Genomic DNA, 22,435 nt, shown 5'->3' with positions numbered 1-22,435 from the left:
GCGTGCAGCTCCCCTGAACCTGTGCCGTGGCTGCCTCCGCCACGGAAATTCCAATAGCCCCTATCCTGGCCAGGCCTGCATCCGGAAAGCGTCGGCGAGAAAGTCGATCAGCAGGCGAACCTTGGGCGCGACGAACTTGCGCGAGGGGTAAACCGCGTACACGCCGAGTTCGATCGAACGGTAGGCCGGCAACAGCTCGACCAGGGTTCCGGCGATCAGATCCGGGCCGACGAGGAAGGAAGGTTGCAAGACGATGCCCTGATGGCGCAGCGCGGCGACCCGGCAGGTGTCGCCGTTATTGGTGCGCAGGCGCGGTGACACTTTCACCGACAGCGTGCCTTGTGGCCCCGTGAACGGCCAGTTGTCGCCCATCGAGAACAGGCTGTAGGCCACGACCGCGTGCTGCGCCAGTTCTGACGGATGTGCCGGCGTGCCGTGATTGCGCAGATAGCTGGGGGAGGCACACAACACCAGGCGCGTCGAGGTGAGCTGGCGGCTGATCAGCGTGGAGTTGGGCAGGCGCGCGATGCGCACCGCCATGTCGAAGCCTTCCTCGACCAGATCCACCACGCGGTCGGCCAGCGTTACGTCCAGCGTCACTTTCGGGTGCAGGGCCATGAACTCGACCCATAGCGGCGCCAGATGCAAGTGGCCGAAAGTGAAAGGGACGTTGATGCGCAGGATTCCCGTGGCCTCGCCGCTGACCGAGGTGATTTCGGCTTCCGCCTCTTCGACGCCGGCGAGCAGTTCCTCGCAACGCGCATGGAAGACCTCGCCCTCGGCCGTCAAGGACAACTTGCGGGTCGTGCGGTGTATCAAGCGCACGCCCAGGCGCGACTCCAGATCCGCGACATGGCGCGATACCGCCGCCTTGGACAGCGCCAGCGCGTCGGAGGCGCCGACAAAGCTGCCGGCGTCGATCACGGCGACGAAAACCCGCATGGCTTCGAATCGGTCCATTGGTCTCGAAATTCGGAACAGTGAATCGCATTCAAGCATGTTTATCTGTCCAGAGGCAATTTCTACAATGCGCTCTTCGATTGACCACCCTTGTCCGGAGCACCCCATGAGCACAGCCAACACCACTTCCCTCCTGCAACGCATCGTCGCACCAACGCCGGCTGGAGCGCGCTGGCCCTGCGCATTCCCGTGGGTATCATCTTCGTTGCCCACGGCGCGCAGAAGCTGTTCGGCGCCTTTGGCGGCTACGGCCTCGAAGGCACCGGCCAGTTCATGGCCTCGCTCGGCCTGACGCCGGGCTACCTGATGGCCTTGCTGGCGGGCAGTGCCGAGTTCTTCGGCGGTCTGGCGCTGATCCTCGGGCTGCTCCTTCGTCCTGCCGCAGCGACCCTGGTGTTCGCCATGCTTGTCGCGATCTTCAGCGTGCATATCGACAAGGGCCTGTTCATGGCCAACAACGGCTACGAATTCGCCCTGGCACTGCTCGCCGCATCGCTCTCGCTGTTGATCAGCGGCGCGGGTCGAGGGTCGCTGGATGCCATGCTGGCCGCGCGCGGCGCGCGCTGAAGCGCAGCGCGCGAACACTCATCCGACCAGGAGCGACGCCATGGAACGTCTACCCAGTTTGTTCGTCTCGCACGGCGCCCCCAGCTTCGCGATGGAGCCCGGCCTGGCCGGGCCGCGACTGACGGCCCTGGGTCGCGAACTGCCCAAGCCCCGCGCGGTGCTGATCGTGTCACCGCACTGGATGACGCCCCGTCCGCAGGTCGGGATGGTGGAACGGCCGAGGACGATCCACGACTTCGGTGGCTTCGACCCGGCGCTGTCAACTGATGAGTAATCTATGCGAGGCCACGGCCCCGGTGGCTAACGATGGAGTACAGAAAGCATGTGGCCGAGCATCGCGGATCTAGTCAAAGTGCATAGAAGAAGTAGCCACTACTTGGGCCGCTCTCGGACTGTTAGACCCAACGTCCGGAGGCGGCGACTGGTGAATTTAGCACTCACAGCGCTTCCATCCGCATGCTGAAATCGCTTTCATCGTGAATCATATGGCAGAACTTTGTGGGGCCGAAGGAATCCGTCGCTAACTTAGTGACAAGATTTATGTCGGCTTGCGGCGTGCGCAATCCAAAACAGATTTGCTCCAAGCACCCTTCGGGAAGGGAAAACAGGCCAGGCTCAGATCGGATAATTCTCGCCTCCTTCTCATAAGCCCAAGCAGGGCTTTTTGCCGTGAGGTATATCTTCGTAAGTTTCCGGACGAAATCATCGGTAGAACTCAATTCAAGTGGTGCATTTCTGAGCCACTCCGTCAGGGAGTTCTCCTCGTACCTGACTTTATCCACACCTAAAAGCTCATTTTTCGGATCTCCGAGAAATTGCTCAGAAAATCTGTAAAGGAGACAAACGCCCTTGTGCTCGCCGGCGTAGTGTGACCACAAAAGAGTATCGTCATAGCATAGCGTGAAGGAGCATATGCCGACATTGCTCAAACGGGCAAACCAATGTTCAAGTAAATTCGGGACCTTCAACGCGGCTCTTAAATGGCGAGCTTTTGTGGCGGAGGCTAATAACGCGGCCCGACGGAAAGATTTTCGCAAATCCAACCTGCAGTCGAACGGGTCGTTGAGCGTGTCCGGCTTGGCGAAATACAATTCCCGATTTACCAAGGATTCGATCAGGTGTTTGTCGATCTTCCTGAATTTAAAGTAAAGGTAGTCGTCGCCCATCCACCATCTCCGCTGTCAGCTATCTACCATCCCAGTCGTCCATGCATCATACGGCACAATCAGATTGAATAGCTAGTCTGCTTCGCTCGGGTCACGCCAGCGTAGTTGCTGCACTGGATCCAAGGCCGCCGAGCGTTCTAGGCACAACTTGTCCTATGGTACTGGTCGTGATCATTGTCTTGCCAAGTCGTCTTAACGACAATGCAAATTGCATCTGCCTACTGAGTGGCCAGTTCTGGCCAAGAGCAGCCGCTCAGATTTTTCAGGCCACTGGCAGCGATCGACCCATTGTGGTCAGTCGCTGAGGCGCGTAGCCGACGTTCACGAGAACGCAATCTATACAGGCTCAACGTTTAAATTGAGTGGCCTGCGCGGCTTTTCGCGCAGGTCCGCTCGAATGATGGGTTATGCGCCGTGCCTTGGCCATCGAGCGCGCGCAAGGCGTAGAGCCCCGACAAAGTCAGACAGATCAAGCCACTCTTTCTCCTCCATGTGCTCAACCCATCCGTGGCCGTCGTTGTCCTCCCATACTCGCTCGCCCTTGATGCGATACTTCCCATCACGCGCCTCAATTCCGTAACTTGTGACTGCCCATTGTCGTCCCTTCCAATAGATGGGCTCTTGAAGTGGCTCTCCTGTGACGAGAACGTCAGTTTTTGACTCGTAGGCAGGCGGTTCTTTTGTCTGCAATGCCCGTGCAGCAAGGGACTTGAGTTCGCTCTTGGTTACCATTGGTTTGTTTCTCCATCTGTGACGTGTGGAACAAGATAATGTGGAACGCTGTCAGGGAATAAGTTGGCCCGCTCGCTCCGGCTCAAGGCGCATCACGAATTGCGTTTATCTGCCGCCACAAGAGCGCCGAGCCCGACCGCTGGCGGGCCGTGATGGATGACCTTTGCCGGCCTTGCCCCACCACGCCGGGTGCCGTGATCCGGGTGCCGCGGAGAATCCTGGGTGCCGTACGCAAAATGGGCAAGGGTCGGCTTTCCCTTGCATTTTCACAAAACAAGGCAATTCCGCATGACGAAGCGGCCCTGACCTCTTTCGTCCTCTTTTGGCCGTAGAATCAGCTTTGGATTCTCCCATGAGCTATATTTTTTCTCCTCGTCTACAAAACCCAAGTTGCGCCAGAATGGCTCGGACGTGATGGGAGAGCACTCGACTGCAACATAAGGAGCTCCTCCGGAGAATAAGAAATTGATCATCTGTGTGGCAAACAGGCGGCCGTATCCGTTACCACGATAGGCAGGCCGAATTTCTAGGATATCGATCGCTGAGTAGGTGGTGTCCAAGGAAAATATTGCAAATCCAACAATTAAATGCCCCGTCATCAGGCATTTCATTTGAGAGTGGCGGTAGGGCTTGCGAATAATCGACCTATTGCAGTAGAAGCCACTAGAACCATGAAGCTCATTAAGGTGCTCTTTTTTCAACCAGCGAATGACTGTCTCTAGCTGGGACTTCGTTGGGTCTATGATTGACGTCGCATCCATGGGCATAACCTTGTTACCTGGGAACAGTTTTTCGCCAGAACTCCCATACTTGATCTCTAACGCGGCGTCGCGCGAGCCTCACAGCGGCAGGCTTTGCGCCGTATGTTTTCCGACTTCATGCTGTACTAAAAAACTCTGCAGAGCGGCACCTCGCAGTATCGGGCGGTCGCATGCGCCTAGATGCGGCCGATGACTGCTTTGCGCAAAAGTCTTCAATGTCCGTTCCTGGCCGTTATGGATAGATGTTCATAACGGCCATTGTACTAAACCGCTGACGCGGTAATCGCTGATTGACGGCCTGAGGCGGCGCGGTGGATTTACAAAGAGCTCGTGGCGGAGAACGATGAAGTTGCTGCTTGCAGCACTTCACTCATTCTCGACAAGGAGCTTGACCATGACGCCTCTTCGCCAGCGCATGCTTGAAGATATGAGCATTCGCAACCTCGCAACGAACACCCAGATGTCGTACGTGCAGCAGGTCGCCGCCTACGCGAAATACTTTCGCCGCCCGCCGCAGGAACTCGGGCCGGAGGACATTCGGACCTACCAGCTGTATCTTCTCGAAACCCGGAAGCTTGCACCGAGCAGCATCGGCCTGGCAACCGGCGCGCTACGCTTCCTGTACAAGGTGACGCTCAAACAGCCTTGGGCCGTTGAAGAAATTCCGATGCCCAAACGGCCCTTCAAGCTGCCGGTAATCCTCAGCCAAGAGGAAGTGATGCACTTCCTCGAAGCGGTAAGTAGTCTCAAGCATCGAACGCTTCTGACGGCAATCTATGCGGCAGGCTTGCGCGTTTCCGAAGCCACCCACCTCAAGGTCACCGACATCGACAGCCAGCGGATGATGCTCCGGGTTGATCAAGGCAAAGGGCAGAAGGACCGCTACGTAATGCTCTCGCCGCGACTGCTCGATACCTTGCGGCTGTACTGGAAAGCCGCGCGTCCGACGCTGTGGCTGTTTCCCGGCGATCTTCCTGACCAGCCGATCACTCGGGATGCCGTTGGCCAGGCTTGCCAGAAAGCGCACCGCGCATCGGGCATAGCCAAGCCAATCACCCCGCATTCGCTGAGACACGCCTTCGCCACGCACCTGCTTGAGGCCGGCACCAATGTTCGTACCATTCAACTTCTTCTCGGACACCGCAGTCTGGCCACCACCTCGCGCTACCTGAAGGTGGCCAGCAGCACGGTGTGCGCCACGACCAGTCCCTTTGACCTGTTGCCCAAGGTGGAGGAGCCTCCACCCCTGACACCGACGCCGCCAGCTCATTTCTGAGGCCGGCGTTGCGTGCCACCGGGCTCGAACTGGCGGACATCTTTCGCCAGGCCGGGCCCCGCTATCGCGAGGACCACGCGGGCACACTCAGCCGTGGGCAGCATCGCGTCATGAGCGCGATCGAGCGTTGCCGCACGGCCGCTCTCGGCGGACATGTCGAACAGTGTGACGCCTGCGGTCACCTGCGCATTTCCTTCAACAGTTGCCGCAATCGGCACTGCCCGAAATGTCAGGCCCTGGTCCGCGCGCAATGGCTGGACGAGCGTCACGCCGACCTCTTGCCCGTCGAGTACTTTCACGTTGTTTTCACGCTGCCCGAGGAGATCGCGGCGATCGCGTACCAGAACAAGGCGGTGGTCTACGGCATTCTGTTCCATGCGACCGCGGAGACCTTACGCACGATCGCGGCGGATCCCAAGCACCTCGGTGCGGAGATCGGCTTTATCGCGATCCTGCACACATGGGGTCAGAATCTGTTGCACCACCCGCATCTGCATTGTGTGGTGCCGGGCGGCGGTTTGAGTGCCGATGACGAGCGCTGGGTTTCTTGCCGCCCAGGGTTCTTTCTACCGGTACGGGTGCTCTCACGGCTCTTCCGTCGGCTGTTTCTGGCGCAGTTACAGGCCGCCTTCGATGCCGGGGAGCTGCGTTTCTTTAACGCCCTCGAACCGCTTCGGGCTCCGCGTGCGTTTGTCCGCTATCTGGCTCCGGTGCGACAGGCCGAGTGGGTGGTCTACGCCAAGCCGCCGTTTGGCGGCCCCGAGAACGTCCTCGAGTATCTCGGTCGCTACACCCACCGGGTGGCCATCGCCAACAATCGGCTGATCGACTTTGCCGATGGCAAGGTCTGCTTTCGCTGGAAGGATTACCGCCACGAGTCGCCGCAGAAGGTGATGCGTGTCGACGAGCAGGAGTTCATCCGCCGTTTCCTGCTGCATGTGCTACCCGACGGATTTCAACGAATCCGGCATTACGGCCTCTTGGCCAATCGCCATCGGGCGGTCAAACTGGCCAGCTGTCGGCAGCTGCTCGCTGAACCTGCGCCTGTGCTCGAGAAGCCCGATACGCCGCTCGACTATCGCGACCGCTACCAGCTGCTTACAGGGAAGTCGCTGCGTGATTGCCCGAAGTGCGGATGTGGCCACATGCTTTGCATTGAAACCTTCCTTCCGGGCACCTTGCCACGGGGACCACCCCGCAGTGTCTGATGGCCTCGACTGAACACACTCTCCCAAGCCCCGTCGCGGACTTCTTCGGAAGCCGACAGGCCTCTTGTTGCCCGCGCAGGCACGCTTCGACGAAATGCTCTCTCGCCTCGACTGGCTTGCCCCTCAAGTCACGGCGCGCGGCCGTCCGAGATCGAACCTGTGCACGGGAAACCCATCCTCGTGCTACTGCGGCGAGCCTCTCGCGTGTGCAAATCTCACGCTTCGACAAGGCCGCATTGATTCAAACCCCATAGCTCCACCGCCTGCGCGGCGGTTCAGTACAACAGGATTTTTAGCTCACCGGTCGCGGTGGTGGCACCACACCTCTCACCAAACTCAGCGCACCGCGTCCGCTAAGCTAAAAACCCTCTGCATTATGCATAGTTCCCAGTTATTAACAGTTGCGGTACGGGCCGCGGCATCGCACGAGCACAGAGTCGGTGTTCGATGCCTGCGGCCTGCACATAATTACAGGGTCTTCAGGAACTCGACCAACGAGTCGGGTGTATTGTAGCGCCTGATCGCGGCGTCTGGTTCATGTAGTCTCCCCCAGGGCCTGCTCCTTCATCGCGCGAGGTCAGCTTCAATGTGTTGGTGAATTGTCGTCGGGCTCTCGTGCCCCAGCCACAGCGCGATGACGCTGATGTTTGCGCCGGACTTATGTCCAGCCCAGGGCTCGTCGAGGCTTCGGATCAGGAACAAGGACAGGCCGATTCAGCCATTGCGGTGGGCGAACTGTTCATAACTGGGAACTATGCATAATGGCCGAGTGCTGCCTGATGACAAATGGAATCAGGCGGTCTCTTCACGACCCTGAGCAGCCGATCGGGTTTTCAGGAAACAGCCGGTCAACATCGTCCCTCAGGGGAACTGCGCGGGATCATCGCGTGGCGTGGCGTACGGCGATGAGTTAGGCTGTATGGGCCGTCGCGTTCAAAATCGATATCCATTCTCATAGAGACCATCAAACATTTGGACGGTCGATTGCATATGAATATTGATGCTCGCGGAAATGCTAAACATTATCGCGACGTCGGTGAGGTCTTTTTCACAAATGATGCGTAGAAATCTCTTTGTCGCAGCCCAGAAAGGTCCGTTAGAACCCTCCGAATTAGCAAGAAACTCGATGTCCATTTCTTGTATTTGACGCTCCATTTTCTTGTACAGCCGGCCCGCGTTCTCATTGAGGCCAATCTTATTTAGGCTAGCATTAACAAATTCTGACAACATGTGCATTTCGAAGTTGGCCAGATCAGCATGTTGTATCAGCTTCCGAGCCGCAGCGCTTTGGAAAGCCAAGTGAATTCCATAAACATGGATCAGAAGTACCGCGTTCACCGCCGTTGAAGCTCCGATACCAAGATCATCCTTCATACGATTCACTTCTTCGTGGTTTATGGGCGTCTCGCGTACAAACTTGGTGATGAATTCTTCCACGGTTTCTTGCACCGGAGCAGACACAAGCGATCTGAGAAAAGCAAAAATGGCGTTTAGCATAAAGTGATACCTTCCTGTTGCTCCTTCATCGACGTTCCGCCGCTTGTCAAGAGAGCTACGCTTCAGAAACAAAGATGCCCGATCTTGCGATAGTGGAAAATTTATCACAAGAAGTGACACCATTGGCGCCAGCAGCATCAGAGCGACGAGCCAAGCCTCTCTTGCGTTCGAGATACCATATTTGAGTAGTAAGTAGGCGACCGAGATCAACAGTGCGATATTCAGTAGAGCAGCAATGGTGCGCATGCGGATCGGGATTTTTGTAGGTTGGCCCGTCGTCTTCGGCGGCAACATTTCCGCACCCGTAGGTGGCTGGTTTTTATGCCTATCTTTGATGACGATAGCAATGAAAGGGAACGTTAATCCGATCCATCCCGCATAACCCTTCCCTTTGATTGTCGCCCAACATGCATACCAAAACGAAAGCGCTTTCGTCAGCAAAAGGGGCACATGCAGAATTGGAGGAATGTTCCATAACTGCGGTGCCAGCGATCCCAGAGACACCGAGAGGGCAATGGCTAGCGCGCTAGCGACACATACCCTCCCCGCTATGGTGACCTTTTTTTCATACAGTGGTAGCACGGCTAATGTTCTTTGCGAAGATGCGCAAGGCTAAAAATAACAGGCCTGCGGACTTTTCCTCGCAGGGCGGTGGAGCGTGATGTCGAGCGGATGTCATGAGAGGTTCGGAAAGCGCGGAGGTTGAACATCCCAAGTCAATCGCGTCTGCAGAACGTCTCCTTGTGGGCGTTGCATGCATGCAAAGCGAGAAATCGATTTTCTGATGACAATCTGCTTATCTTGGATAGCCCGCGACTCCGCTAGGGAGAACGGGTCATCAGTTCGATGAGTGCCCGTGTAGTAATAAGCAACGAAGTCTTCTAATTCGTCTTGACGCCAGGAAAATCCGTCACCGCACAAGGCAAGAACAACAAGCGTATTGTTTTCCATTATGTTGCTCTCTGCAATCTTTTTCTCAAGCTCAAGTGAGTATTGCAGTATTCCGCTTCTGGCCGCAAACCTGTTATGCCATAACTCGCCGCCACGGGATTCTTTCTCAAGCATGAGTTTTACATTGTCGGGCATCCACTCTTCAGTTGGAGCCTTCATGTATTGCTCCCAGCGGTCTGTAGCCACGGGTTTGATGGTTTTTACGTCCACGTAGACTTTCAGAGCGCTTGAGGTAGCGAGGAAGTCTATTGATTGGGGACAACCACTAAGACGCGGTTCGTATTTGATGCAATTGAACTGCGGCCCTTGGTTTTCGAGAATGGCAGACGCGATACACAATTCGTTGTGCGCTTCGTCGACAGCACTGAACCGTGACCGCCCATTGGCCTTCACCTTAACAGCGTCCACCGAGGACGTGAAACGTTTGAGCAGCGGATAAGGCGCTTCGAAGCGGTCAGAGGAACTCTCGAATCGAGTGCGGAAGAATTCGTGCACGTTCTTCTCGTAGGTGTTTAGCCACTGAATCTCTTCGTCTCGCAAAGGCTCGTCAGTGGGCATATGGTCTCGTGGTGCAATTCATTATCGGAACACAATTACTCCATCAATGCGGCGCTCGCTCCGTAACTCAGCGTCGCTCGGCACGCTCTGAGCTACCTTTGCGCGATCTGTTTGTGCTGATCCTATGCCTCGCGACGAAGTCGTATGGAACTGAACGCCGTGGTCTAGGGCGGTAGCATACCCCTAGAGCGCTTCAATGACTGCTTCGCGCGAATTTCTTCACCGTCTGTTCATGGCCGATTGCTGCCTCATAACAAATGGAATCAGACAGTCTCTTTGCGACCCAAAAACGATCTCGGTCTTGGCTGGGAGAGGACGTTCAACGTCTGACATAGAAGGCGCTGCGCGGCTTCATCGCGCATCGTCCAGTGACCGAAGGGCACGGGGGCGACCGGTCGGTTGGGGAAGATGCTCAGTTGAGCACCCGTTCAAGAATTGGGGAACCGACGAACGACAGAACGGCGAGAACTGAAACGAGCACCAAGCGCGTAATGAGCGACGACCGCCAAAAATATAACGCGACTACAAGAACAAGAAGAACGAGTGACGACAGTGCTAACCATGCGCTGCGGGACACCAAGGTATTTGTGACCAAGTAGAGGTTGTGTGCGAGAAGGACCACGCCACCGACGATCAGAGTGACTCCAAACAATGCGGAGGAAACACCTACAACAGAGTCCAGAGCGTTGGCGATTCTGCCAACAAACAGAGGCCGCAGCCCGCGGTGACTAGGCTTCTCAAGAGTTACCGGCTTGAAATCGTGCTCGGACACAGAACCTCCAACCTTGTTTCATAGCGACCGTTTTACTGGGTAGCATCGGCGCCGGCTCCGGAAATCGACGTCGCTCGGAACGCTGCAAGCCTTACCGCAATCGGCTCTGCGCCCTATGTGTTCGGATTCCATCCAGGAAAAATACATCGTGAGAGGCAGTGGGTCGCGGGCTAGGTCGATAGCATACACTCAGGCCGCTTGAATGACTGCTTTCGGCAGACTTCTCCACCGTCTCTTCTTGGCCGACTGCCGACCGACGCCATCCTACACCCGCTGACCGCTCCCGCTTCAAAGCTGTCGCTCAGGTGCCGAAATTTGCCTCGCCTGACGAACGGTTCATGACCTTCATGGAAGGGGGTGGTCTCCGCGTGTCATGACCGTTTGTCAGCAGCATGCCCGCAAACAGGCGTTCGAACCTGTCTTCAGGCCGACGGCGCTACTTGCGGAGCGGCCTCCAGCGTTACCTGCAAGTGGCTGTTTGGACTGATGGTCCTGCTCGCCAGTTGGGTGACGAAGGATGTCTTCCAGTTGTCGCGCCGGTAGCGTGGGTCGTCGCTGCCGATCGCGAAGTCGGCGAAATTTGCGCCGAAGTCGATTTGTGGCGGGCTCTGCCCCGGCGCCGGCTGCTCCGGCCACGCCTGCGGCGCCGCAAAGGTCAAGGACAGGCCGGTCGGCAGCTCTGGAATCGCTGGCCATGGGACGCCATTTATGCTTTGGCTGATCTTCGCTAGATCCCGAAAAGTGATTCGTTTGTCGGCATCGATGTCGGCAACCAGGAGTGGATCGATCCGCGACCAGGCGGCAAATTCATCGTCGGTCTCTGTCGCAATGTGCAGAATGAGCGACACATCAGCCCTTTCCCAGGTACCGTTGCCGTTGGCGTCACCGACGTAACCGACCACATGCAGGCCGTCGCGGTCGACGCCGGGCAGGGACTGCGCGTTGATCGACACCTGCTGGATATCGAGTATCTGCTGCGCGCCGTACGGCGCCGTCGCCGGTACGCTGGCGACGAGGTCGAGCAGCGTGACCGTGCCGGCGGCGATGGCCGTTTCCGACGCGATGCTCACCCGGAGCTCTCCGGCGACTGAGCGGTCGATCGCCAGCGAAGCGTCCGCGGGCAGGCCGGAACCGGGGAGCGCCGCGCTGATTTCCAGCAGCGCTGGATCGAAGCGGATGACGAAGCTCAAGCGCCGCACTTCACCCGGGCTGAGCAGCGTCAGCGGCAGATGCTCGCCGGCAGCCGGTACATTGACTGCCTGGCCGGGTCCGCGCATGAAGTCGGGCAGCGAGAGCTGTGTTGTTGGCAGGGCGTCGAGAGTAAACGAGGTCCGGTAATCGTCGCCAGCGACGCCGTCAGCGTTGCCGTCGAGAGTGCCCCATGCGCTGCGAAACGCCTGCGGCCCGCTGGTCAGCGTCAGGTGGTAGGTGTCGGGGTAGAGACCGCCGCCGCCGATCAGGCAGCGCAACCCTCGGTAGTCGGCGTCGATGACCAGCGATCCTTTGACGATGCCGGTACTACCCGCGAGGACGATGTCGGCCGCACCGAGACCGCTGAGCAGCGAGTCGTAGAGCTTGATCTGGCTGGCGTCGAAGACGTCGTTGAAACGCAGCGCAAAGCCGTTGTAGTCGTAGCTGAACGAACTGACTTGTAAGGTAGGCGGCAGCACGGCCACGGCCAGCGGTTCGAGCGTATAGCTGCCATCCTCGTCCATAGCGGTGGCGCGAATACGGACTTCGCCGAGTATTCCCGTGTAGCGGTGGCTGACCTGGCCAGGGTTGCCGGCGATGTCCACAATGTCGATGATCTGACCATCGCCCCAGTCGATTCGCCAGTTGTCGATGCGGTCGTCGCCCGGATCGCTGCTGCTCAGTGCGAGCGTGAAGTCCTCGCCGGCGAAGGTCGCCTGCAGGCCACCAGCGCTCAGCGTCGGCGCCACGTTGAGGACCTTCAGCGTGAAGTGAGTGCTCGCTGATTCACCCGCCGTATCGCTGACGCGCACGCTGAAATCGTAGTTGGCGTCGCCGTCTCTGGCTTGCCAGTCGATGCTCCCGGTGGTCGGGTCAATCGTCGCGCCGGCTGGCGCAGCATCGAGCGAATAGCGCAAGGTATCGCCCGTGTCGACGTCGGTTCCGGAAGCCTTCGCAGTAAAGTGCTGGCCTTCGAGCAGGGTGAGTTCGCTGTTGGCGGCGATCTCGGCCAGTGTCGGCGCGTCGTTGACCGGCGTGACGATCAGGCGGACGGTAGCGGGCTTCGATTCGATACCGTCGCCGAGCAGGCGATAGGTAAAGCGATCATCGCCGTGCCAGTCAGCGTGCGGGCGGTAGGTGAAGCTGCCGTCGGGGTTGACGGCGACATCGCCATGTGCAGGGCCGTCGATGAGGATGGGGACGAGCGCGGGGACGATGCCGTTCGTTTCGCCGCCGGGGTTGTTGCCGAAGTCGCCGGTCAAATCGTTGCCGAGGACGTTGATGGTCACCGGCGTGTCTTCGGCCGTGGTAGCGACATCGTCGCGGGCTTCAATGCTTTGGCCGCCGCCGAGATGGAGGTCGCGGATGCTGACCTGGCTGCTGGCGGCAGCCGCGCCGCGCCCAAAGCCGATCAGGTCGAAGCTCAGGTTGACGACGGTACCCGTCGCGATGCCGGTGAGGTCGACAAGGACCGACAGGCTGCCGTCGGCGTTGCGCAGCGTCGTGACGCCAGCGGCCTTGTGCTCGCTGCCATCGGCTTGCAGGTTGAGGATCGCGTCGTTGTCAGCCAGGCCGGTGCCTCCCAGCAGTGACAGGCCGGTACTGGCGTCGATCAGCGCCACTTCGAAGGCGTCGTCGGGGGCTGCGTCCACATCGTCCAGCGCGATGTCGGCCAAGGTGAAGGACAGGCTTCGATCATTGGCGCCGAGCACAAAGGCCTGGTTGAGGCGGGTTTGCGAGGCGGCTGTTTCCTTGAGCGTCGCAGACCCCGGCACGAAAATGACTTCGCCGCTGGTGGACCACCAGCCAGCGCCGTCGATGAAAGCGGGGTCAAGCAGGGTGGGGTTGGCCACGATACTGAATTGCGTGAGCGCAGCGCTGAGCCTGTCGCCGGTCGGGTCGTTTGGCTCCGGCGGGCGTAGGCGGCTGAGCCGCAGAGAGCCGACGCTGCGGCTCAGCGGCAGCGGTGCGCCGGGCGGGGTAGAGGGATCGTACGGCAGGGGTGCGGAGTCCGTGCCGGCCAGCAGGCCGCGCAGGGCGATGAGTTCGGTGGAAGAGGGCAGGCGGCGGACGCTCGGCAGGAGCGTCGAGGCCATCAGGTCGTGGCTGTCGGCGGTGTGGTCCAGTCCCACGGCGTGGCCGTATTCATGGAGCAGAACGGTGAGCATGTCCATTCTGCCCTCGGCCTCGGAGCCCGGCCTGGCGATCCACTCGAACGGGTTGCTGGTGGGGAGGAATTCGGCGTTGTCGGACGGGGTGGGGTCTATGAACCAGCCGTAGCCGGCGGCGGTGGGGGAGAGGGTGATGGCTGGGCTAGATTCGACAAACAGGCAAATCCCTACCAAGCCATCATATGACTTGGCGATAAGAGTTGTCTGGGTCGCTAAAGTAGGTGGGCGTTGAACGTCCAATGCCGGTGGGCTATCCATGGGTAACATGGCGCGGTCCTTTGCAGGGCTGTTGGATTTCTCTGACGACGATAGCAACAATGAATTGCTGCCGATCTTCGAGAAAGTCGGCACGTGAAGGTCGACATGGAAATGATGGTGGTGAGGTGAGACTTGGAAGCTTTGCCAGCTGGTTAGCCCAAGAAGGTCGATTATTTCCTTCATGCGCTTGAGCTTCGCCTCTCCGGGTCTGCTGCCGCCGATAATCACCCGGCCAATCGAACTTTCGCCCCGAGAACCGTCTCCAAAGATGGCATTTCGTGCTTTATCCCCGTTGATCATCCGTAGGGAATTCCAGCCAGAACCTGCAGAGGCGTCATCCCGTCGCGTTACCGAATATAGTGCGAGAAAATTGCGCAGGGCATCGGCCATAAAGTTTCTGCCTTGTCCCGGTTGCTCCAGATTGCTTAGCTGTTCGGCCAATGCCAGCGCATTCTCATTGCTCCATGCCCAGTCGTTGTCTTTCGTCGGAAGTGGACTCGGCAAATTATCAATGCTGAGTGTCGTAGGAAATTCTGGCGCCTCGCTACCCATGAAGTATGGATCGAGATACGGCTTGATGGAAAGGTCAAAGCTCATTCCAAGCCAATGCGCACTATGGCTTCCCGGATTGCTTCCGTTTCCATCAATGGCGGCGGTAAAGCGCGAGCCCGTGGTCGGCAACCCCGACAGGTATTGCGGGTCGGCGTACTCCTGAGCCCGCATTAGATCGCGCATCCAACTGACACCAAAAGTTTCACCTCCGCGGTCTCCGTTTTGCCACATAGGAAGGCTGTAGTTCGATTGTTTTGTATTACCAATATACTCCATTTGAGCGCCAATATTAATCCAGTGCGGCGCGTTGTAGGCGCTTAACCATTCAAGAGACGTACCGCTTGCGCTATTGTCGGGAATAATTGCGTGATCGTGCGGAGAGATTTCCCCATCGGCGCCGTTGAAGTCGCCCGCGTACTTGTTGTTGCCAACGGCTTTTGGATCCGGATTGCCATTGGTAAGTGTGCCAGTCTTGGAGTAACCGGGTTCGCCTGGTACGCGGAATCGAATAATCTTCTCGAACAGCTTCAGCGCCGCTTTTTCGTCTCCTGCGAATTCCCCATCAACGATAAAATCCTTGATGTTGATCCCTGAGCCTTTTTGGTAGGCAGGAAAGCCGAGATATCGCAATCTCTGTTCAACTCGCCAGACATCCAATGAGTTATTCGGGTTCTCTGCGCCGACGCCAACAGAGCCAGCTAGCTTAAACGGGTGATACCCGGGATTATTCAGCGGCCGATCGCCGAAGAACACGGTTTCAGCTGCTCGCGTGTAGTCGACCACACGCAGTTTCAGCAGCAGGCGCTTTTCCGGATCGTCCTTGTCATAGCCCTTTATCGTGATCGTGATGTCGCCAGCAAGCAGCGCCTTGCCTTGGCGCAGGCGATCGACATCAATCGACGGCGCGAGGAAGATGATGCCGTTCTCTTTCAGCGTCTTTTTGCCGCCGTCGGTATTGACCGCCTGTTGACTCTTGTAGGATTTCTCGGTCGCCGCTTGTGCCGACGCATATCCATCCTCGCGTTCGGCGGTGAGCAGGAAGCCTTTGCTGTCCTTGACCAGGGTCGCGGCTCCGCCGATTTCGATGTTGTCCCAGTTGATGTTGAGATCCGCATCTTTGAGGTCGGCGAGCGTGCTGGGGTATTGGTCACGGATGAGCTTGACGAGGTCTATGCGGGCGATGTCGCCGTAGTTGATCGCGGGGACTTTGCCGTCCTTGTCCGGTTCGATGGTGGTCTTGAGGAACTGGCCGCCATCGACCGGTGCGCTGAACTCGACGGTGTCGGGTTTGAGCAGTTGGCTGGTGGCCATTCCGTAGACCCAGCCGGAAGTCAGTTGCGGGCTGTCGGCAAGATCGAGTTTGCTGGGCGTCACGATCTGGGTGGTGACGCCATCGACCCGCTCGCGATCGATCGGCAGAGGCCGCGGCGTGGCTTGTCTGGCGAGTGAATTGCGTTCCGCAGCGGCGATCAGCGAGTCCAGGTCCCAGACCAGCAGGCCGCTCGGGGGCGGCGGTTCGCCGATCGTTGGCCAGTAGCGGATATCGGCCCATAGCGTCTTGCCGGCGTCGACGAGCTGCAAGCGCGAGAAGTTGGCGTCGATGATCGGCGAGGTCGCGCCCAGGTATTCCGGGCTTGCGCTGAAGGGATTCCTGACGATGCCGATCTTGCCGCCCATTTGCCTGAGCGCGTTCTGCGGGTCGTCCAGGGCGTCGAGCGGATCGACGAAGTCGAAGAAGTAGTCGGCGACCAGGGCGTATTCGGCGCCGTTGCGCGTCACGATTACCGCTGGCGATTGTGCGCGCTGGATATTCAGTTGGTAGTCGCCGTCGAGGCGGCTCATGCCGGGCAGGGCGCCGGACATCGCGATTTGTTTGAAGACCGGCGTTCCTTGCAGTCTCCCCAAATCGCTCAGTTGGACGGTGACCGTGGCCAGTCCCGCGTTGAGGTCGAAAGCGTCGCTGAGCAGCAGGCGCAGCGTGTTGTCTTTGATGCCTGCAGAAGAAATGTACTGTGGCCCCTTGCCTTCCCGGGTCGGGAAATCGACCTGCAGGAAAGCCCCGGCGCTGGTGGCGGTGAGACGGCCCTTGCTTGCCAGCAGTTGGTCGAGGTCAAGAATGAAGACGTTGCCGCTGTCCGGCTGGCTGCCCGCCATGGCCACCCCGACGCTTTGCTGGCTGGCCGTCACCGCCAGGTAGCTATGCGCGCCGTGGGTGATCGCCATGTCGATGTAGCCGTAGGGCGCATTCTGCCCGCTCACTGTCGCGGGTAGCTCGATCTGCTGGATGGCCAGAAAATCGGCAGCGGTTTCGTCGATGTTCACGCGCAGGAGACGATAGCTGCCCGTCGGCTCGTATGGGCCGCCCTCGGCGACGTAGAGCCACTGCCCGGAAACGGCGAGACTGCTGACGTTGGCCGTGCCGACGCTGAAGCTCGTTGCCGCCGTCATCGTGGCGGTGTCGATGACGTGGATATTGCCGTGCGCGCCGGCGACGAAGAGCAGGCGGTTATCGAGGCTGAAGGCGATCTGGTCGGTCTTGCTACCGCCGCCGACGATGGCTTTGCCGCTGGCGTCCAGATAGGGGATTTCATTGACGATCTCGCCGTCCCTGAAAATCTCGATCTTGTCGGCGAGGGTGACGACACTGAAGTCGGTCTGCCCTTCGAGGGTGACGCTGCCCGGCTCGCCGTTGGCCAGCCAGCGGCTTGCACCGGGGATGCTCGGGTCGACGGTTTGCAGCAGGCGTTGTACGGTGAGCCTGTGCAGACCGAGGGCAAGCTGCGCCGGGATCTCGACTTCGACGGTCATGCTGCTTGCTCCGGGGGCGACCGCCGCGAGATCGATCAGCTGCTGCCACAGGCGCATGCCATCGCGCTTGGTTTGACTGTCGGTAGGCCAGACGCTGGAACTCGCTTTGCCCTGCGCATCGATGCTCAGCTGCTCCGGCGAGACCCACAGGCGCAAGGCCGTTGCTTGTGCCGCCATCCCGGGCACGGCTGCCGCCTGGAGATTTTCCAGGGTCAGCTGCAGCTTCCCGGAAGCGAGCATTTTGACGTCGCTGATGCGCGGCGAGGTGGCGGTATCAAGTGTGCCCGACTCGCTCGCGCCGGGCGTGGCGATGGTCAGCGTGAGTTCGCCGTTGGCGAGGCTTTTCTGAACCGGGACGACCTGGTAGACGCCGCCAAAATCGAGGTTGATGGCGTAGATTTCCGACATTCCGGCGAAAAGGCCGATCAGGTTCGTTGCTGCTCCGGCGCCCGACAAGCCGCCGCTCGCCAGGTCGCCAGCCATCGAAATCGCCAGCGAATTCGTCGTCAGGGCAAAGACGTTGAGGCCGTTGCCGCGCACTGTGACCGCACCGGTCTGATGGTCGCTGCGGGTCTTCACCAGGATGAGATCGCCGGAACCGCTGACGCCGCTGTACGGCGGGCTGGCGGTGCGGGCGACGAGATGGCCGTGCGCGTCAGTGCCGACGAAACCGTTGTCGAGAAGCCACCATTTGTCCTGCATGGCGCCAGTGAGGTCGGGGGCGCTGCCGCGACGCAGAAACAGGACTTCGTCGCCGACTTCGACGCCGGCCTCGTCTTGCAGGGTGATCGCCAGTTGCACCGGCACGCTGGTCGCCTGCTCGCCGAGATCGAGACGGAAGGCGGCGAGGGTCTGCAGGATTTCCGCTTCGGGTGCGGCCATTCCCGTTTCGGCGAGCAGGTCGGCGACGGCGATGCGCTGTATGGAGACCACCGCATCGTCCCGCAATGCCCCCGCACCGATCATCACCGTTTCGCCTGTCGCCGCCTGCACGACTCCGCCCTGATCGGCGGCGATGGTGATGCCGGCCGGGGTGGCGGTGCTCGGGTCGTCGTCGGTCAGTGCGGCGGCTTGCACGCGCAGGCGGATGTCGCTCTGGCCGATGACCTGTTCGCTGACGCCGCCGTAGGGATCGACGACGCTGGCCAGGTGGACGATCGAAATGCTGACCTCGCCAGCCTGCAGGGCCGTGATCAGGCCGTCTTCGCTGAGCGTGGCGATAGTGGCGTCGGAGACGAGGTAGCGGGTGCCGCTGTACACCGGCGGGGTCGCCGGGATGAGGATTTCGAAGCTCTCACCGCTGTCCGGGTCGACGTAGCTCTCCAGGGTTTCCGGTGTGCCGGCGAAGGTCGTCTGGCTCGGCGTGTGGATGTCGATCGACTGATCGCTGTTCGGGTCGAGCAGGCGAACTTTCAACTGCCGTGTGTCGCCCGGCATCAGGGTGAGCGTGCCGGGATAGACGTCGGGCTCGATGGGCAGGCTTTCTTCGCCGGCGTAGTTGTCGTCACTTTCGCTACCGTCTGCGCCGCTGTCGGGTCGAAGGGCAGCGGCGCGGCGTGCACAGTTGAGCGCCGCGGCGGCCTGGATCAGGCGCCCATCGCTGTCAACGCGCTGCAGCATGAGCAGGGCCGGGCCGACGCCGGTGGCGTGGATCAGGTCGCGGGCATCGTCGACCAGCACGGGGCTGGGCAGGCTTCCGCCCAGGCCGGCGAGGTCGGCGGCGCTGAGGGTGAGATAGGCGGGGTCGGTGATGGCGACGGACTGCTCGTCCGCGAAGTCGACGCTCGCCTGGAGGCGGGCGAACTGGCCACTGGCCAGCGCCGGCAATGGCGCGAGATGGATGTGCAGCAATCTTGCGCCGCTGACGTCGATGGTCAGCTCGATGGGTGCGCCGGCGGCGAAGCCGTCGTCGGCCTGCAGCGTCAGCGTCGCTGCGCCGCTGTAGCCGGCTTCCGGGGTGAAGCTGACTTCCTGGCCGTTGGCTTCGAGTCTGGCGCTGCCGTGAGTGCTGCCGAGAATGCGCCAGAAGAGTGTGTCGCCTTCGAGGTCTTCGGCGATATTGCTCAGGGCGCTGCGCGTGGCCAGGCCGGTGTGCGTTTTGAGTGCTGCGGAAGCGGCTGCGCTCGCCGCCGGCGCCTGATTGGCCTTGAAGCCGCTATTGGCGACGAGGACCTGGCGATCGGCGCTGCCGATCTGGCCGTCGCCGTCGATATCGGCCAGTGGGTCTTGGGTCGCTGCGGCTTGTTCCCAGGCCTGGCTGTCGGCGGCGTCGACCTGGCCGTCGCGGTCGAGGTCGCCGGCGACGCTGATGCGCAGTTGTGCGGCGCCGCTGCCGGTGATGCGAATGAGCTTGGTGCCGGCTTCGCTGACGCGCAGGAGGCGGGTGACTTTTCCGTCCACGGTGCTGCTGCCGATGATCTGGGCACCGACGACTTCGAGCTCGCCGTCGGCGGGAAGCTGCGTTTCGAGCGCCAGGATCACGGCGCCCTGGCCGCCGGGGCTGTGGATCGTCGATGCGATTTCACTGTCGCGCACGGTGAAGGCGAGGCTGACTGCTTGATCGGCCTTCAGCTCGCCGAACCAGGCGTTGGCCTTGCTACTGCTACTGGCCCAGTTCACCACTGCGCCGAGATTGGCGGTGAGCGGGTCGGTGAGCACCTGCCCGGCAGCGTCGTAGGCGATCGGGGTACCAAAATCGTGGTCATCGAGATGGCGGACGAGGATCAGGCGACCGGCGCTGTCGTAGCGGTAGGCAATGGCGGTCGTTCCACCAGCGCCGTCGGGAGCGCTTAGGCGCACGATGCGTCCGGCGCTGTCGCGCTGGAAGTCGACTCGCTCGGCGAAGGCGCCATTGACCGCCACGATGCCGGCGTCCGAAAGCAGCCAGGATTGGCCGTCAGTGAAGCTGATGCTGTGGATCGTCCCTTGTGCGTCGAGCGTGTAGCGCGTGCCGTCCGGCGCTGTCAGGGTATAGGCGCTGGGCACCCATGGCAGGCCGCTATCACGCTCGTAGAGTCGCTCGCCCTGGCGCTGGAGATTGTCGGCGCCGCTGCGCTCGCCGTCGGCGTGCGCCTGCAGCGTCCAGCCCCGGTCGCTGCTGAAGGACGGCTGCCAGACTTGCGCTGCGCCGGCTTCGCTACCCAGGCGCTCGCTTTGTGCGCCGAGGACGAAGGACAGCTGCGTCAGGCCAGCGTCGGCGTCGGCGAGATCGGTCGGGATCGTCAGCCAGACGCGCGCGCCCAGCGACCACGGCGCAATGGCCCCATTGGCCAGCGCTGTCGCCTGGTCGCTGCGGAGCTGGCTGGCGAGCAGCGCCAGCGTCCAGTTGCCGAAGTCGCCGCGCTCGTCTGCCGGCGCGTCGCCGTTCGCTTCGCGCCAGTGGCGAACGAGTGCCAGGGTATGGCCGGCAAGGGTCAGCGTGGCGTCGGCCTGGCTATGGCTGGCGAAAGTCTTGTCGGTGCTGTCGATGATCAGGGTGGCGGCGATTTCGCTGCTGCGGCCGGCGAGGTCCCAGGCGCTCAGGCGCAGCTGATAGAGGCCGTTGTCGAGCTTTTGCGGATCGAGCGTCGCCAGCGCCAGTGTCTGTGCGACGCTGCTCGCTGCCGTTTCGGCCTCGGCCAGCGTTTGCCAGCGATTGCTGCCGACTGCGGCGAGTTGCAGCCGCCAGCCCATGAGCTGTGTTTCGGCGAACTGCGCGGTCAGGGCGGTGCTTGCCAGCACTTCGTGCGGCTGGGCATTGGCGCTGGCGCCGGTGAGCGCGCCGCTCCACGCGAGTTGCGGCGCGGCGGTATCGGCCGGGTCTTTGACGCGCAGGGTCTGCGTGTGGGTGGCGCTGAAGCCGTCGCGGTCGGTGGCCACGACGCGCATTTCGATCAGTCCGGGCTGGCTGGCGCTGAGCCTGATGCGGCCGGCGCTATCCAGGGCAACGTCGTGCCAGATTTCGGGGCCGCTTTCGGACCGCTTCCCGCCGCACCGCTTTCCGGGCCCACTAGCGGGCCGATTGCCGCGCCGCGTACGGCCACCGCGAGTTGCGCGATGCCGCTCCAGGCGTCGGCGCGCACGCTTGCCAGGATTGTCTGCCCGGGCAGCGCGGGCGTGCTCGGCGTTGTCGAGACGAGGATCGTGGGCGCGTTGGCAGCCGCTTCGGCGACGACGCGCAGCGTGAATACCGTTGACGCCGTGCCGTTGCGCGCCTGGCCGTCCCTGACCGTGGCGCTGACCGTGAAGTCACCGATCTGTCCGGCGCCGGGTGTCCAGACGAGGTGCCGGCTGTCGGCGTCGTAGCGCGCACCTTCCGGAAGGCCGCTGAAACTGATCGCCAGCGCGGCCGTCTGGCTGGCGCCGTCGGCGTCGCCGAGCGCGATACCCGTTGCTCGCGCCGCCGCCGCCACCGAAGACGACGGGGATGCTCAGCGTATCGCCGATCACCACGGCGTGATTGCTGGCGCTGATCTGCGGTCGCCGATTGACGTCGAAAACGCGTATCTGGACGCTCTGCGTGTTTATCGAGTTGTCGGCCCCGCGGCCGTCGTTGGCGCGGAAAGTCAGGGTGTACGAGCGGCTGTCGCCGCTGCTGTTGTCGACGACATCCTCCGGCGTCCATTCGAAGCGGCCATTGCCGGCGTTGAACGAGACGCCGGCCGGCGTTTCCTGGTCATACACCAGGCTCAGTTGCACGGCGTCGCGATCGGCGTCGGTGGCGACGACGGTGAAAGCCAGCGTCTCGCCTTCGTTGATCAGTTGCAGTGGTGTCGGCAGGATGCGCGGTGCCTGGTTGGCGTTGGCGACGATGATCTCGAAGTCGCGGCTGAACGTGGCCATGCCGTCGCTGGCGGTGACGCTGAAGCGCCAATGTCCGGCCTGCAGCGCGGAGGGGTCGGGGTCGCTAGCGTCCTGTGCAGCGAACAGATCGGGCGTCCAGTCGAAGGCGGCGCGATTGCCGTCGGCGCTGAAGCGCATGCCGCGCGGCAGGCCGGCGACGCGCCAGTGCAGCGCATCGCGTCGCTG

General features: G+C 60.9%; 12 protein-coding genes and 1 pseudogene. 4 read left to right on the top strand and 9 right to left on the bottom strand.

The window, feature by feature from the left end; genetic code table 11:
* Positions 1-60: 60 nt before the first annotated feature.
* Complete coding sequence (locus V5B40_RS07290; RefSeq protein WP_332353857.1) at positions 61-960, bottom strand: LysR family transcriptional regulator; 900 nt, start codon at positions 958-960, stop codon at positions 61-63.
* A gap of 90 nt (positions 961-1,050) precedes the next feature.
* Between V5B40_RS07290 and V5B40_RS07285 the strand changes: the two genes are divergently transcribed.
* Positions 1,051-1,527 carry a DoxX family protein gene (locus V5B40_RS07285; RefSeq protein ID WP_332353856.1) on the top strand — a complete coding sequence of 159 codons (477 nt, stop codon included), beginning with the start codon at positions 1,051-1,053 and terminating at the stop codon, positions 1,525-1,527.
* A 40-nt stretch (positions 1,528-1,567) separates the two neighbouring features.
* Positions 1,568-1,786, top strand: a pseudogene (locus V5B40_RS07280) (dioxygenase family protein); the annotation flags it as partial.
* A gap of 178 nt (positions 1,787-1,964) precedes the next feature.
* Here the strand turns inward: V5B40_RS07280 and V5B40_RS07275 are convergent.
* Positions 1,965-2,693 carry a DUF2971 domain-containing protein gene (locus V5B40_RS07275; RefSeq protein WP_332353855.1) on the bottom strand — a complete coding sequence of 243 codons (729 nt, stop codon included), beginning with the start codon at positions 2,691-2,693 and terminating at the stop codon, positions 1,965-1,967.
* 998 nt (positions 2,694-3,691) lie between these two features.
* The gene (locus tag V5B40_RS07270) at positions 3,692-4,186 is read right to left on the bottom strand and encodes a GNAT family N-acetyltransferase (RefSeq protein ID WP_332353854.1); all 495 of its coding nucleotides are present in this window, start codon (positions 4,184-4,186) and stop codon (positions 3,692-3,694) included.
* Between the two features lie 394 nt (positions 4,187-4,580).
* Here V5B40_RS07270 and V5B40_RS07265 point away from each other — a divergent pair, with 394 nt between their 5' ends.
* On the top strand, positions 4,581-5,462 hold the full coding sequence (locus tag V5B40_RS07265) for a tyrosine-type recombinase/integrase (RefSeq protein WP_332353853.1): 882 nt from the start codon (positions 4,581-4,583) through the stop codon (positions 5,460-5,462).
* Between the two features lie 8 nt (positions 5,463-5,470).
* On the top strand, positions 5,471-6,670 hold the full coding sequence (locus tag V5B40_RS07260; RefSeq protein WP_332353852.1) for an IS91 family transposase: 1,200 nt from the start codon (positions 5,471-5,473) through the stop codon (positions 6,668-6,670).
* A gap of 933 nt (positions 6,671-7,603) precedes the next feature.
* Here V5B40_RS07260 and V5B40_RS07255 read toward each other — a convergent pair.
* From V5B40_RS07255 to V5B40_RS07230, 6 genes are all read right to left on the bottom strand, one after another.
* Positions 7,604-8,749, bottom strand: coding sequence for a hypothetical protein (locus V5B40_RS07255; RefSeq protein ID WP_332353851.1), 1,146 nt, complete (start codon positions 8,747-8,749; stop codon positions 7,604-7,606).
* 93 nt (positions 8,750-8,842) lie between these two features.
* Positions 8,843-9,676, bottom strand: coding sequence for a hypothetical protein (locus tag V5B40_RS07250; RefSeq protein WP_332353850.1), 834 nt, complete (start codon positions 9,674-9,676; stop codon positions 8,843-8,845).
* Positions 9,677-10,088: 412 nt separating this feature from the next.
* Positions 10,089-10,448 carry a hypothetical protein gene (locus V5B40_RS07245; RefSeq protein ID WP_332353849.1) on the bottom strand — a complete coding sequence of 120 codons (360 nt, stop codon included), beginning with the start codon at positions 10,446-10,448 and terminating at the stop codon, positions 10,089-10,091.
* 422 nt (positions 10,449-10,870) lie between these two features.
* A complete protein-coding gene (locus tag V5B40_RS07240) occupies positions 10,871-21,295 on the bottom strand; it encodes an Ig-like domain-containing protein (RefSeq protein ID WP_332353848.1) in 10,425 nt (3,474 codons plus the stop codon).
* Positions 21,296-21,300: 5 nt separating this feature from the next.
* Complete coding sequence (locus tag V5B40_RS25210; RefSeq protein WP_434735851.1) at positions 21,301-21,744, bottom strand: hypothetical protein; 444 nt, start codon at positions 21,742-21,744, stop codon at positions 21,301-21,303.
* Positions 21,656-22,387, bottom strand: a complete 732-nt coding sequence (locus V5B40_RS07230; protein WP_332353846.1) for a putative Ig domain-containing protein — start codon at positions 22,385-22,387, stop codon at positions 21,656-21,658. The genes V5B40_RS25210 and V5B40_RS07230 overlap by 89 nt, the downstream gene beginning before the upstream one ends.
* Positions 22,388-22,435: the final 48 nt, after the last annotated feature.

The sequence above is a fragment of the Candidatus Accumulibacter meliphilus genome (assembly GCF_036625345.1).
Taxonomy (GTDB): Bacteria; Pseudomonadota; Gammaproteobacteria; order Burkholderiales; family Rhodocyclaceae; genus Accumulibacter; species Accumulibacter meliphilus.
This window is presented reverse-complemented; position numbering and strand designations above follow the sequence as displayed.